Source organism: Rhodococcus sp. MEB064, from assembly GCF_000834565.1.
Taxonomy (GTDB): Bacteria; Actinomycetota; Actinomycetes; order Mycobacteriales; family Mycobacteriaceae; genus Rhodococcoides.
In genome coordinates this window covers 237,295-251,411 of sequence record NZ_JXQS01000008.1, presented here as the reverse complement: position 1 = coordinate 251,411, position 14,117 = coordinate 237,295, and the positions used below count along the sequence as shown (strand labels likewise).

The following is a 14,117-nucleotide window of genomic DNA, read 5'->3' as shown; positions in this document are numbered from 1 at the left end:
CGACCGTGTCGCCCGCAGGACCGGTCGCGGCGCATCGGCGAAACGTCAGACATGATGGAGGCATGCCCGACATCCCCCGCAGGAGTTCCGCACGGACCGCCAAGATGGCAAGCATCCCCATCGGGATGGCCGGCCGCGCAGCCATGGGATTCGGGCGCAAGCTCGCAGGCGGAAATCGCGCCGAGATCGATGCCGAGCTCAGCGCGAAGGCTGCGCAGCAGATGTTCGCGGTTCTCGGTGAGCTGAAGGGCGGGGCCATGAAGTTGGGGCAGGCCCTCAGCGTCATGGAGGCCGCCGTTCCGGACGAGATGGCCGAGCCCTACCGCGAAGCTCTGACCAAACTGCAGGCCGAGGCTCCGCCGATGCCCGTCTCGACAGTGCACCGCGTCATGGATCAGCAGCTGGGAACCGGGTGGCGTTCGCGTATCACCGAGTTCGACGACACGGCCACCGCATCGGCCAGCATCGGACAGGTGCACCGAGCGACATGGTCGGACGGTCGCGACGTGGCCGTGAAGATCCAGTACCCGGGGGCCGACGAAGCCCTGCGCGCGGATCTGAAGACACTGTCCCGCTTCGTCGGCATCCTGGGCACGATCGTCCCGGGCACCGACGTCAAGGCAGTTCTGGACGAGATGTCGGCGCGGACCGAGGAAGAGCTGGATTACCGCATCGAGGGCGAGAATCAGCGTGCCTTCGCGAAGGTCTACGACGGTGACGAGCGCTTCGCGGTGCCGCGCGTGGTCGCCAGTTCCCCGAAGGTCGTCATCTCCGAGTGGATGCACGGGACGTCGATGTCGTCCATCATCGCGAGCGGAACCGTCGACCAGCGCAATGCGGCGGGCGAGAATCTGGCCCGGTTCCACTTCGAATCCGCTGCCAGGGTCGGACGTATCCACGGGGACCCGCACCCCGGAAACTTCAAGCTTCTCGACGACGGTCGACTCGGTGTCATCGATTACGGTGCGTGCCTGACTCTGCCCAACGGACTCCCGCCCGAGCTGGGTCGGATGGTCAGACTGTCACGCGACGAGAAGTTCGACGAGCTCACCGAACTGCTCAAGGAGAACGGATTCGTCATTCCCGGGCGCGAGGTGACCGAGCAGGAGATCGCCGACTACCTGCGTCCGTTCACCGATCCCATCAAGACCGAGTCGTTCCACTTCACGCGGAAGTGGTTGCAGGGCACCGCCGGTAAGGCTGCCGACTTCAGCGGCCCCCAGTTCCGCACCGCGCGATCGTTGAACCTCCCTCCCCGGTACGCGGTCATCTTCCGAGTCCTGCTCGGGTCCGTCGGAATCTGCGCCCAACTGGACGCGAATGCTCCGTACATGGCCATCCTCACCGAATGGATGCCCGGTTTCGTCGAGTAGTGGAGCCCCACCCCTGCCGCCGTCATGCGCAGACGACGGCCGGGGTGGGAGCTACCGCGTTCTTGCGCGGGCGTCCGCGAGAACGCTTGCGAGCGATGACAACTCCCTGATCGAAGATCTCGCCGCCCCACACACCCCAGGGCTCCGCCCGGTCGAGTGCCGAGTCGAGACACCCCGATCGGATGGGGCAGTGCGCGCAGAGCTGCTTGGCGCGTTCGAGCCTGTCCGGTGACTCGGCGAACCACAGGTCGGGATCCGCACGGCGGCAGGGCAATTGCGTGGCGAGCTCGGTGATGTCGGTACGGTCGATGGTCGGCTGATCGAGCGCGACACTGTCTGTGCGGCATGTCGTCCGAGTAGCTGCGGGTGACACGTCGTTCTCCTCTTCTACGTCGTTTCACGGTGATGATGTGTGCGGTGACTGCGAAGTCCGTGAACGAAAGTCGAAGGGTTCTCCTACGACGAAGGCCACGGATCGCGTATGCGAATCCGTGGCCTCCGGTCAGGAAAGCTGTGTGGTGCCTATCGAGATCTCTCCCGACGAGCACCGATACTCACGAATTCACTCTGCGTCCGGCGTCCGCGATGACGGCGGGCAACCAGTGCCCCACCCACAGCGGACAGAACGGGGCTGTATTCCGACGTCCGGGCGGCGAACGGCGACGCATTCTGCGGCATGCACAATGCAGCGTTCGGGGCCAGTGCTGATTTCTGGAAGATCTTCACGGGTGACACCTCCTTCGCCGGACAGTCGAATTCGATCGGGTACGAAACACACAGTAAGCGGCGACCGAATTCGGCACAACCTTTTTTCTACCTGCGGTGATGCAGTCAGTCGCTCGCAGAGAGTCGAGCATCGACAAGAGCCAGGACGTCGGCTCCGAACCGTTCCAGCTTCTTCGCACCGATACCCGGGATGGCGACCAGGCCTCTGTCGTCGCGCGGACGCTGCTCCGCGATCGCGGTCAGCGTGTTGTCACTGAACACCACGTACGCCGGGACCTTCAGGGCCTTCGAGGTTTCCGATCTCCATGTCCGCAGCGATTCGAGCAACGGGATGTCCACGTCCGACGGGCAGTTCTCGCATCGACCGAGCATCGTGGCGACGGTCCCGATGACCTGTTTGCCGCACACCCGGCAGACAGGACGTTTCTTGTTCACGGTGGGGGCCGCGATGCGCGATGCCGGGGACGAATCCGGGACCAGATCCACGAGGAAGCGAGACCGCCGTCGTGATTTACGTCCGCCCTCGTTGCGCGCGAGGGCCCACGACAACTCGAGATGTTCGCGCGCACGGGTGACGCCCACGTACAGCAGGCGCCGCTCCTCCTCGACCGCTGCCTCGTCGGGAGCCGAATTGCTGTCTCCGAGAGCATGACTGATCGGCAACGTGCCGTCGGTGAGACCCACCAGGAAGACGGCGTCCCACTCGAGACCCTTCGCCGCGTGCAGCGACGCGAGAGTGACTCCTTCGACCACCGGAGGGTGACGCGCCTCGGCGCGCGCGGCGAATTCCCGCAGCAGGCCGTCGAGATCCAGGTCCGGTACCTGAACGACCAGGTCTTCGGTGAGCGTGACCAACGCCCGCAAGGCGGCCCACTTCTCCCGCGCCTGCGCACCGTTCGGTTCGGTCGCGCCGAGACCCAGCGGTGCCAGAACCGCTTCCATCAAGCGCGGCAGTCCGGCGCCCGATCGAGCGTCGTCGGGGAGGTCGTCCCTGGCCGCACTGGTGCGCACGGCGGCGATGGCCGACCGCACGTCCTGCCGCTGGAAGAAGCTCTCACCACCTCGAACCTGGTACGGCACAGCCAGATCCGTCAGCGCTTTCTCGTGCGCCTCGGAGTGGGCATTGATGCGGTACAGCACCGCGATCTCCGACGGGCGCGTCCCGGTCCGGATCAGGCGCTGCACCGTCCTGGCGACGCCGGCAGCCTCGGACACCTCGTCGTCGTACTCGACGAACGTCGGCTCGGGACCCGCCGGTCGCTGGCCGATCAGCTGCAGCCGGGTACCCGCGATACGACCCTTCGCCGCACCGATGACCTTGTTGGCCAAACCGACCACCTGGGGCGTCGACCGATAGTCACGCTCGAGCCTGACGACGGTGGCATCGGGGAACCGGCGCGAGAAGTCGAGCAGGAAGCGGGGCGACGCACCGGTGAAGGAGTAGATCGTCTGGTTGGCGTCACCGACCACCGTGAGGTCGTCCCGGTCCCCCAGCCACGCATCGAGCACTCGTTGCTGGAGCGGCGTCACGTCCTGGTATTCGTCCACCACGAAGCAGCGGTAGCGCTCACGGAACTCCTGCGCCACAGCCGGACTGTTCTCGAGCGCAGCGGCCGTGTGCAGCAGGAGGTCGTCGAAGTCGAGGAGGACCGCATCGGGATCACGGTTCTTGAGTTGCTCGTACCCCTCGTACACCGCGGCCACCCGGTCCGCGTCGGTCGGAGTGTCGCGGTGCAGGCGCGCTGCCGTGGCGGCGTAGTCCTCCGGCGCGACGAGGGACGCCTTCGCCCACTCGATCTCTCCCGCGAGGTCCCGCACACTGTCCGTCGACGTCGATGCACCCGCCGCCGACGCGGCCTGCCCGACGATGCCGAACTTACGGTCGAGCAATCGCCAGTCGGTGTTGCCGACGACCTGCGGCCAGAAGTACTTGAGCTGGCGCATGGATGCAGCGTGGAACGTTCGAGCCTGGACCTGCCCCTCGGAACCGTGGATGCCCAGGCTCCGGAGACGCTCACGCATCTCGCCCGCAGCGCGGGCCGTGAACGTCACGGCGAGGACCTGGCCGGGCTTGACGTGCCCGTCGGCGATCAGATGAGCGATGCGTCGAGTGATCGTCCGGGTCTTGCCCGTACCCGCGCCGGCCAGCACGCAGACGGGACCACGGGGAGCGAGAACAGCGGCCGCTTGTTCCGGGTCGAGTCCCACCACCGCGTCACTGTCCTTCACGAGTCCATCATGTCAGCCCGCACCGACACTCCCGCTGCACCCGCCGAGTCACGCCGAACACCGGCACCCCGGAACAAACCGGGCACGACTGCACGTTGACCTCGCTGTGACTACAGGACAGCAGAACGACACACACGCACCCGCCGTGACCATGTACTCCACTACCTGGTGCGGATACTGCCGTCGACTCAAGACGCAGCTGGACGAGAACGGCATCGCCTACACCGAGATCGACATCGAGAAGGATCCGGCGTCGGCCGAGTTCGTCGGAAGCGTCAACGGGGGCAACCACGTGGTTCCCACCCTGAAGTTCGCCGACGGATCCACCGCCACCAACCCGAGCTTGGCGCAGGTCAAGAAGGCTATCGGCCTCTGACGATCCGCCAGTCGCTCGGTCCCGGGACCGCCGCGATCACGTCGCGGCGACCCAGGATTCGAGCATCGCGCGAGCGATCGAGATGGATCCGGGCAGCAGGAGCGGCGCGTCCTCGGACGCGCTCCAGTCCCCCGCAGCCAGCGCGGTACGTACTTCGTCGCGGCTGAACCATCGGGCCTCGGCGATCTCTCCGTCGTTGAACGACAGCGGTTCGTCGATGTCGGCGCGAGCGGCGAATCCGATCATCACCGATCGAGGAAAAGGCCACGGCTGACTACCGAGGTACGTGATGTCGGACACGGTGAGACCGACTTCTTCGTGCACCTCTCGCGCCACGCAGGTCTCCAAGGATTCGCCCGCCTCCACGAAGCCGGCAAGCACGGACATGCGACGCTCCGGCCACACGGGCTGTCGAGCCAACAGGACGCGGTCCGCACCGTCGTGCACGAGCACGATGATCGCCGGATCCGACCGGGGCCACTCCTCGTGTCCCGTCGATGTGCTGACGCGTGACCATCCCGCCGCGGCCGGAACTGTCGGTGAGCCGTCACGCGCACTGAACGCGGCTGCACGATGCCAATTCAGCAGCGCCACCGCGGTGACGACGAGTCCCGCGGACGATTCCGTCAGCACATCGCCGAACGACCGGAGATCGGTGACCTCGCCGGACAGTTCGGACACCGGCACCGCCCAGACGTGGCGATCGTCGACGATTCCGAGGAAAACCGCGTCCGCCGGCGACGACTCTCCCACCTCGGCTGCGGGCACCAGTGCTACGCGGCCGTTCTCGACGGGAACGCGGCCGTGGGCGTCGACGCGCAGAACAGAGGCAGTCGGCCACCCCGCGGCGAGTGCTGCATCGTCGCGGCGAAGTTCCTCGGCACGATCGATGGGTGAGCGCGACAGCATGGGTTCGGAGCGAAGTCTGAAGGACACCTCACGACCCTACTGATCGGCGACGGCCTCGCCGGACCGGGTACGAGCTCAGTTCGAGACGCGGCGGATGTAGAGCAGTCTGTCCTCTGCCTCGATGGCGTCGACCTCGGGCGTGCCGACACGGACGAGCCGTCCGTCGCGCACCACGCCCAGGACGATGTCGGACAGGTGACGCGGCGACCCGCCGACCTCGTCCCTCTCGACCTCTCGCTCGGCGATGGCGAAACCGGCCTCAGGGGTGAGCAGGTCCTCCATCATCTCGACCACGCTCGGCGTCGTCGTGGCGATTCCGAGCAGTCGTCCCGCAGTCTCCGAGGAGACCACGACGGAGTCGGCGCCGGACTGTCGCAGGAGATGCACGTTCTCCGCTTCGCGTACCGCCGCCACGATCTTCGCCTTCGGCGCGAGTTCGCGCGCTGTGAGTGTCACCAGCACGGCGGTGTCGTCACGATTGGTGGCGACGATGATCGACGCGGCGTACTGAGCGCCGGTCAGTCGCAGGACGTCCGAGCGGGTTGCCGAACCGAACACGGTGACGAGTCCGAGATTGGCGGCCGCTTCGAGCGACGACTGATCGGTGTCGACGACGACGATGTCGGATGCGGACACCCCGTCGCCCAACATGGCGGCGATCGCGGTGCGACCCTTCGTGCCGTACCCGACGACCACGGTGTGATTGCGCACGCTGCGCCTCCATCGCTGAATCTTGAACGCCTGACGTGAACGTTCGGTGAGGACTGACAGGGTGGTTCCGACGAGCAGGATCAGGAAGAAGATGCGCAGCGGTGTGATGACCAGAATGTTGACCAGGCGCGCCGACGGCGTGATGGGTGCGATGTCTCCGTACCCGGTGGTGGACAACGACACTGTCGTGTAATAGAACGCGTCCAGGAACGAGAGCTGATTGTCCTGGTTGTCGGCGTAACCGTCCCTGTCGACGTAGACGACCATGGCGGCCAGGAACAGAGTGGCCAGCGCGATCAGGATGCGCCGGTAGATCGCGCGCCACGGACTCTGCTCGAATTCCGGTATGCGCAGGACACCCACCAGCGCGAAGTCCGGACGGTCGGTGAGTCCGGCGTCGGTGTTCTGCAGCCGCCTGCGCAACCGTCCCGCCATGAGTCGTCCTCGTTCGTCGTTCGTCGTCCGTCGACCCGGTCCACATCGACTGACGTGACTGTAACGGAGCGCACGACGTGGACGCGCGGACGGCATGGTCCGCTTGGCACGGACGCCGTCGTCGTGCAGGCTGCGTCCATGACGCTCCCGAACCTGCCGCTGCTCGATTCCGTTCTGCGTTCTCCTCGCACGAAGGCAGCGGATGCTGCGGCGGCCCGCCTCGCCGTGCTCCTCGGTGGTGCCGGGGTTCTGCACTTCGTCACACCGGCGCCCTTCGATTCGCAGGTGCCGCACGTTCTCCCCGGGTCCCCCCGGACCTACACCTACGTCTCCGGTGTCGCCGAGCTCGGTTTGGCTGCGGGACTCGCCGTCCCGCGTACTCGCCGCGTCTCGGGCGCCGTCGCCGCCGCGTTCTTCGTCGCGGTGTTCCCGGCGAACGTGCAGATGGCCATGTCCTGGTTGTCGAGTGACAAGACCTCCACTGCGATGAAAGCGGGTGTCGTCGCACGACTTCCGCTACAGATCCCGCTGATCATGCAGGCGTGGAAGGTGTACCGGGACGCACGGTGACGCGCTGCTGTCACGGCGCCGAGGCATCGTGGCCGGCACTCGAGATCAGCAGCGAGAGCTGTTCCGCATCGGCGAGGTCTGACGGTGCGACCGTGACGCCGGAACGGACGTAGTGGAACGCGGCGCGAACCTGCTCGAGCGGAACCGGATCCCCGCGTGTCGCGGACATCAGTTCCGCCCAGGCCAGGCGGTACGCCGCGAGCTGGATCGACACCGCAGCCTCCTCGGCCGGGGTGGGTTGAGCGCCCGTCTTCCAGTCCACCACCGTCCATCCGCCGTCGGAATCGGCGAACACGGCGTCCATGCGCCCGCGAAGCACCACTCCACCCACGGACGTCTCGAAGGGCACCTCCACCTCGATCGGGCTCCGCAGCGCCCAGGGCGACGCGTCGAACGCCCGCTGGAGTTCCTCGAGATCGGCGTCGGCGGTCGATGCCCCGTCTGCGGCACCGGGTAGCTCGTCCAGGTCCAGCAGGCGGGTGGCGCCGAAACGGCGCTCGACCCACGCGTGGAAAGCCGTACCGCGCCGGGCCAACGGATTGGGCGGGTACGGGACGGGACGACGGAGCGTGGACGCGAGGGCATCGGGGTCCGCCACCAAGTTCACCACCTGGCTGACCGACATCGTGCTCGGAACGACCACGTCCGTACCCGGACGGGTCACCGCCGACCGCTCCGCGAGCAACAATTCCAGATCGTGCGCCCATCCGTCCGGATCGTCGGAAGTCGCCGACTCGTCCTGCGCCTTGACACGCGTCCGCCCGGCGGCATCGTCCGCCAACGCGTCGCGGACGGCGCGGACCCCGGCATCCACATCGGCTCGGCGTGCGCCGAGTGGATCGGCCGGCCACAGTGACACCGATCGCACTGCTGCATAGGGGTTCTCGGCGCTGTCCTCCGGCGCGGGCTGCCACTCGTCGATCCGACCGACGGCGTCCCCGGCAACGGTCGCGTGCAACTCCATGAAGAAGTCCGACGGCCCCTTGGGCGAGGACGCGCCGGGTGTCCAGTGATGCGCCGACACCAGGAGCACGCGCTCGGTCCGGGTGAGAGCGACGTAGAAGAGCCTGCGGTCCTCCTCGAGACGTCGGCGTGCGAGAGCCGCCTTGTGGTCGGTGATCGCGGTGTCGATGTCGCCTCGATGGGTCACGTCACCGAGGTCGAGCACGGGGACTCCCCCGGTGTCGTCGCCCGGGATCGCCCGATCCCCGCGCAGCGACGGCGGCAGCTCGGCGACCGATCCCAACCACGACGCGGATGCTCGGGTCGAGGGGAACACGGTCTCCGCGACGTGCGGGACCGCGACGATCTCCCACTCGAGCCCCTTCGCGGCATGGACCGTGAGCACCTGCACGCGATGAGGGTCGACGTCCACCTCGCCGGGAGCGAGCCCGTCCTCGACGGTGTCCGCGGCCGACAGGAAAGTCAGGAGGCCGGTGAGAGTGGCCGTCTGCTGATCGCTGTACTCGGCCACCACGTCGGCGAACGCATCGAGGTGTTCACGACCACCCGCATCACCGGACCGCCGCCGCGCCCCCGCTTCGACTCCGATGCCCAGTACGCGCTCGACGTCGGCCACGAGGTCCGGGAGTGGTTGGCCCAGGCGGGCTCTCAGCGCATGGAGCTCGCCTCCGAGTGCCGAGATGCGAGAGAAGCCGGCCGTCGAGTACCGCGACGCGTCGCCCGGATCCGCGATGGCGTCCACGAGGCCCGACTGCTCGGAACGCTCACCGGGCATTCCGTCCTCGAGAGCGCGCCCGAGTTCGTCGGCGTCCGTGACGGCACCGGTGCGGCCGCGTCCGGTATGCGCGGCGATCTCACGGGCCCGTCGCCACAACGCGCGCAGATCCGCTGCACCCAACTGCCACCTCGAACCGGTGAGGATGCGCATGGCCGCGCTGCCGGCCAGCGGGTCACTGACCAGCCGCAACATCGCGACGAGGTCGGAGACCTCCGGAGTGCGCAGCAACCCCCCGAGTCCGACGACCTCGACGGGCAGTCCCGCTCGCCGCAACATCTCCGCCATCGGTCCGGAGTCTGCGTTGCGCCGCACCAACACCGCGGTGGTCGGCGGTGTGACGCCGGAGTCTCGTGCGAGGCGATACTGCTCGACGATCGTCTCGGTGATCCAGTGCCGCTCGTCGTCGATCGTCTCCGTGAGCGCCAGGCGGACATCGCCCGCGCCGGCGCCCGGCCGCGCGCGTAGTTCGTCCACCGCGACACCTCGCATACGCAGCGGGGCGGCGACGGCGTTGGCGAGTGCCAGCGCCTCCGGCGGGTTGCGCCAACTCGTGGACAGCTGCGCGATCTCCGCCGGACGCCGTGCGGTGCGAGGAAAGTCGTGTGCGAACCTCGGCAGATTGGCGGCGGACGCACCACGCCAGCCGTAGATGGACTGCATCGGATCACCCACCGCCGTCACCGTCAGCGACGGATCCTTCGCGCCGCCGAACAGCGAAGACAGCAGGACGCGCTGAGCGTGGCCGGTGTCCTGGTACTCGTCCAGCAGAACGAGGCGGCAGCGAGAGCGTTCGTCGCGCCCGACGTCGGGATGGTCCGCCGCCACCCGCGCAGCGAGCGACATCTGGCGGCCGAAGTCGAGGAGACCGTCTCGCGTCATGACCTCGTGGAGGCGAACGACCAACGGCAGCAGGGCTATCCGGTCCTCCTGGACGGCCAGGACGTTGAGCAGTTCCTTCTTCGGTCCCCCCTGTTTCTGCCCGGGACCGGGCGGAAGATGGTGGACGAGCTTCTCGAACTCGGTGTGTGCTTCGAGGAGGTCGGACGGCTCGACCAGATGCTCCGCCAGTTGCCCGGACAGAGCCAGGACGGATTCGGTGATCGACGCCGGAGTCCGGTCGAGCGGGATGTCACCGTCCCAGCCGGCGACGACGCGATGCGCCAACTGCCACAGTTCCGTCTCGGAGACCAGAGTGGTGGACGGTTCCAGCGGCAGAACCATCCCGTGGCGGTCGAGAAGTCTGCCCGCGTACGAGTGGTAGGTGCTCACCTCGGGCTCGCCCGAGGCGACGGTGCGGCGAAGCTCTCCCGAGGGATCCAGCCGACGGATCAGATCCGATCCCGCGAGTCTCGCGAGCCGCTGCCTGATCCGGGACGTCAGTTGCTGCGCAGCCTTGCGCGTGAAGGTCAGCCCCAGCACCTCCTCCGGACGGACCAGGCCGTTGGCGACCATCCAGACCACCCGCGCAGCCATCGTCTCCGTCTTGCCGGCACCCGCGCCGGCCACCACGAGCAGTGGACCGCGAGGAGCGGCGATGATGCTCGACTGCTCGTCCGTCGGCCGATTCTGACCCAGCGCGAACGCCAGCTCCGCCGGGCTGACACGAGCCCCGTCGGCATCGTCGATCGTCGTCGTACTCACCCCTCCGTGACCTGCCGTCCCTTGTCCTGAGCCGGACACGACGACGCTATCGGGCAGTGCCGACATCCGTCGTTCACGCGAGCCTCGAAGACCGGCCCACGGGTCGCGCGAGCAGCGTCGACCACCACGTCACGCCACTGCTCGAGCGTCTCGCCCGACAACGGCGGCTGCGTCCGCTGCGTGGCTCCGGTGCTGCGATGCCCCTTCGCGACGTACACCAGACGGCCACCACCGGGATCGCCCGCCGGTTCGCCCTCGACCGCACCCGCGGCCAGCGCGATCTGATATGTGGCCAGCTGCGCGTGGTCCGCGGTCGCCGCGGCGGAGGCGGGATTCTTCCCCGTCTTCACGTCGATCACGACAGCTCGGCCGTCGGGATCGCGTTCGAGCCGATCGATGCGGCCGCGCAGATGGACTGGCGGCTCGTCCGGCGTCCGGGGCGGGAGGATGCCGTCGACCGGCACCTCGACTCCGACGGCGGTCAGCTCCCCGCGAGATCGACTCATCCATTCCTGGAACGTGTCGATCATCGTGGCCGTACGCGCCAATTCCTTGCGGGAGAACCAGGACGACCCCAGATCGACTGCCACCCAAGCCTTCTCGAGCTCGCGTCGCACCTCGTCGGGAGGCACGCGACCGGCAACGGCCTGCACCAACGTGTGCACCAAGGTTCCGGTGACGGCATGCACGGTGTCACCGTCGGTACCGCCACTGCGTTCGAGCGCCCACCGCAGGGGGCATGCCGTCAGCACTTCGACCGTCGACGGTGACAGCGACACGGGCCCGTCCTCCGGATCCCACAACGCCTCGTCGGTGCTGATACCGGACACCCCGTACCACTCGTCCGGGTGTGCTCCCCGCACTCCTTCCCGTGCCAGTCGCGCGAGGTGGCTCGCCGCCCTGGCGTGCCTGGCCGGATCCGCCTCGGCGACACCCCGATCACACACCACGGATCGCAGCTCGGCCACCAGTGCGGGCAGCGCGAGGACACGGCCTTGCGGTGTCTCCGCAGGCACCTCGTCCGACGACGGGTCACCCACGGAGTGACGCGCGAGACCCGATGCCAGCATGTCGTCCACGAAGCGAGAGCGCACGGCGTCGGAACCGCCCGTCACCGAATCCACCGCGGTGACCAGGAGGGACGACCGGGCCCGACTGCACGCCACGAGGAACAGACGCCGCTCCTCCGCGAGCAGCGGCGCGGTTCGGGAGACCCGGTCCTCCAGGTCACGCCCACCGTCCGAGATCCCTGCCGCGAGATCGACCAGAGCCTCGACTCCGAGGAGCGATCCACGTGGCCGCAGGGCGGGCCAGAGCCCTTCCTGGACACCGGCCACTGCCACGACATCCCATTGACGACCGACGGCCGCGTGTGCGCTGATCACCCGCACGGCGTCCGGGGTCACCGCCTCCCGACGCCCGTCTCCGACAGGTATCTCCTGGTCCGTCACATGGTCGACGAACCCCTCCAGGGTTCCGCGCGGAAGCGAATCCACGTACGACGCCGCCGCGTCGAACAGCGCGACGACGCTGTCCAGGTCGCGGTCCGCCTGGACTCCCAGCGGTCCACCACGCGCCGACGAGGCAACCCACCGACGTTCCAATGTCGTTGCGCGCCATCCCGCCCACAGAGCCTCCTCGACGCGCCGACCCGACGCGCCGACGGCCGCCGCGGTGGCGGAGACGACCGCCCGCACCCGTCGGAGCGGGGCACTCTCGACATCGGAGAGCCGACCGACGATCTCGTCGACGGAGTCACCGATCACGGCGGCGCGCAGCAGTGTCGACGAATCCCGATCGCCACCCTCGCCGACGTCGCCTCGTCGGAGACCGCGGCGCAGCCGACGGACCGCCAGCGGATCCGCAGCGCCGATGGGACCTTCCACCAATGCGAGCGCCGCATCCTCGGAGAACACGGTCTGTGACCTCTCCGGAGCACAGCGCGACGCGGCGACAGCGCGCATCACCAGCAGCAACGCTGCGGCGCCGCGCTGGCGATGAAGAGGCAGCGCCGTCGCGGACGACACGACGGGGACGCCCGCCGCGTGCAGGGCTCGGCGGAGCGGTGGCAGCGAGCGGGGAACCGATCGGACGACCACGGCCATGTCCGACCAGGCCACGCCGTCCGCGAGATGGGCGCGGCGGAACGTGTCCGCGATAGCGACGGCTTCCTTCGCCGTCGACGACGCCACCACGACTCGAACAGGTGGCACCGCTCGTGTCACGACGTCGCTGTCCGTGCCGTCCCCCTGCGGTTCGTCCCGATACGCCCCCGCGACTCGATGACCGACGCGTCCCGGAAGCATCGAGGCGACAGCACCGGCGACCGAGCCGACGGCAGCCGACGCGCGATGGTTGTGCGACAGAATGATCCGCCGAGCTCCCATCCGGTCGTCCAGGTCTGCCAGAAACCGCGCGTCCGCACCGCGGAACGAGAACACCGCCTGATCGGGGTCACCCGCGACGACGGTCGACGACGCGCCCGCGGCCAACAGCCGGATCAGCTGTGCCGCCTGGGGATCGAGGTGCTGGGCATCGTCGACCAACACGTGCCGGATGCGAGTGCGTTCACGCACCAACAGATCCGGATCGGTCGCGAACGCGGTGAGCGCCGCGCCGACCAGTTCCGCAGCGTCGAGGCCCGGCGACGTGGCCTCCGGCGTCTCCACGCCGACGGAGCCGCGCAGGAGCATCGCCTGCTCGTACTGGGCGGCGAACTTGCCGGCCGCGACCCACTCCGGGCGTGCATGCTTGCGTCCCCAGGCCACCAGGTCCTCGGGGCCGAGCCCCCGCTCGGCGGCGCGCAGGATCAGGTCGCGCAACTCGGACGCGAACCCGACCAGACCCAGGGCCGGCCGCACACGTTCGGGCCACCGAGACGCGCCGTCCTCGACCTCGCCGCGCAGCATCTCGCGGATGACCGAGTCCTGATCGGCGTTGGTGAGCAGCCGAGGCGGCGGATTGCCGTATCCGGACGCCTGCAACCGGAGCACCGCGAACGCGTAGGAATGCACGGTCCGGACCAACGGCTCGCGGGTCGCGCGCGGTGCGGAGTCCGCCCCCAGGAGACCTGCGGTGATCTGCTCCCGCATGTCCACCGCGGCCTGCCGCGAATGCGTCAGCACCAGCACGGACTCGGGATCACTACCCGCCGCCGTCATACGCGCCACCGCGACATCGGCGATCAGAGAAGTCTTGCCGGTTCCGGGACCACCGAGAACCTGCCACGGCCTACCGTCTCCCGCCCCGAACAACGGCGCACAGTCCTCGGGCCACCGGCGGGGCGCCTCACGGTGCGACGACCGCCGCACCAGCCGTATACCGCCACCGGCCGTAGCGGACGTCACCGCCCTGTCCGTCCCGACCTTGTCCATGAGCGCATTGCATCATGGACCTACGACACCCG

The 14,117-nt window shown here is 68.3% G+C and carries 9 protein-coding genes; 3 read left to right on the top strand and 6 right to left on the bottom strand.

From position 1 onward, the window contains the following. The first annotated feature begins 62 nt into the window (after positions 1 to 62). A complete protein-coding gene (locus RU01_RS04415; protein ID WP_042573264.1) occupies positions 63 to 1,373 on the top strand; it encodes an ABC1 kinase family protein in 1,311 nt (436 codons plus the stop codon). Positions 1,374 to 1,395: 22 nt separating this feature from the next. Here RU01_RS04415 and RU01_RS04410 read toward each other — a convergent pair whose 3' ends face one another. After that, positions 1,396 to 1,746: a WhiB family transcriptional regulator gene (locus RU01_RS04410; protein WP_042573263.1), complete on the bottom strand. Its 351-nt coding sequence runs from the start codon at positions 1,744 to 1,746 to the stop codon at positions 1,396 to 1,398. A 458-nt stretch (positions 1,747 to 2,204) separates the two neighbouring features. Further along, positions 2,205 to 4,328 (bottom strand): ATP-dependent DNA helicase UvrD2, encoded by a 2,124-nt coding sequence (locus RU01_RS04405; RefSeq protein WP_042573262.1) that lies wholly within the window; start codon positions 4,326 to 4,328, stop codon positions 2,205 to 2,207. 151 nt (positions 4,329 to 4,479) lie between these two features. Between RU01_RS04405 and RU01_RS04400 the strand changes: the two genes are divergently transcribed. Next, positions 4,480 to 4,704 carry a mycoredoxin gene (locus RU01_RS04400; protein WP_042573396.1) on the top strand — a complete coding sequence of 75 codons (225 nt, stop codon included), beginning with the start codon at positions 4,480 to 4,482 and terminating at the stop codon, positions 4,702 to 4,704. A gap of 36 nt (positions 4,705 to 4,740) precedes the next feature. Here RU01_RS04400 and nudC read toward each other — a convergent pair whose 3' ends face one another. Both nudC and RU01_RS04390 read right to left on the bottom strand, forming a co-directional pair. Next, positions 4,741 to 5,613, bottom strand: coding sequence for an NAD(+) diphosphatase (gene nudC, locus RU01_RS04395; RefSeq protein WP_042573395.1), 873 nt, complete (start codon positions 5,611 to 5,613; stop codon positions 4,741 to 4,743). Between the two features lie 75 nt (positions 5,614 to 5,688). Then, positions 5,689 to 6,759: a potassium channel family protein gene (locus tag RU01_RS04390; protein ID WP_042573261.1), complete on the bottom strand. Its 1,071-nt coding sequence runs from the start codon at positions 6,757 to 6,759 to the stop codon at positions 5,689 to 5,691. Between the two features lie 138 nt (positions 6,760 to 6,897). On the opposite strand from RU01_RS04390, the gene RU01_RS04385 reads away from it, so the two are divergent. After that, positions 6,898 to 7,329: a DoxX family protein gene (locus tag RU01_RS04385; protein ID WP_042573394.1), complete on the top strand. Its 432-nt coding sequence runs from the start codon at positions 6,898 to 6,900 to the stop codon at positions 7,327 to 7,329. A gap of 10 nt (positions 7,330 to 7,339) precedes the next feature. Here the strand turns inward: RU01_RS04385 and RU01_RS04380 are convergent, their stop codons facing one another. Continuing rightward, positions 7,340 to 10,777: an ATP-dependent helicase gene (locus RU01_RS04380; RefSeq protein WP_082042875.1), complete on the bottom strand. Its 3,438-nt coding sequence runs from the start codon at positions 10,775 to 10,777 to the stop codon at positions 7,340 to 7,342. After that, entirely contained in the window at positions 10,708 to 14,085 is a 3,378-nt protein-coding gene (locus RU01_RS04375; protein WP_042573260.1) for an ATP-dependent helicase, read from the bottom strand. The genes RU01_RS04380 and RU01_RS04375 overlap by 70 nt, the downstream gene beginning before the upstream one ends. Between the last annotated feature and the right edge of the window lie 32 nt (positions 14,086 to 14,117).

What these genes read in the sequence shown, in the direction of transcription:
- RU01_RS04415 (WP_042573264.1), top strand. Translation starts at nt 63, where the DNA reads ATGCCCGACATCCCCCGCAGGAGTTCCGCACGGACCGCCAAGATGGCA.
- RU01_RS04400 (WP_042573396.1), top strand. Translation starts at nt 4,480, where the DNA reads ATGTACTCCACTACCTGGTGCGGATACTGCCGTCGACTCAAGACGCAG.
- nudC (WP_042573395.1), bottom strand. Translation starts at nt 5,613, where the DNA reads ATGCTGTCGCGCTCACCCATCGATCGTGCCGAGGAACTTCGCCGCGAC.
- RU01_RS04390 (WP_042573261.1), bottom strand. Translation starts at nt 6,759, where the DNA reads ATGGCGGGACGGTTGCGCAGGCGGCTGCAGAACACCGACGCCGGACTC.
- RU01_RS04385 (WP_042573394.1), top strand. Translation starts at nt 6,898, where the DNA reads ATGACGCTCCCGAACCTGCCGCTGCTCGATTCCGTTCTGCGTTCTCCT.
- RU01_RS04380 (WP_082042875.1), bottom strand. Translation starts at nt 10,777, where the DNA reads ATGTCGGCACTGCCCGATAGCGTCGTCGTGTCCGGCTCAGGACAAGGG.
- RU01_RS04375 (WP_042573260.1), bottom strand. Translation starts at nt 14,085, where the DNA reads ATGGACAAGGTCGGGACGGACAGGGCGGTGACGTCCGCTACGGCCGGT.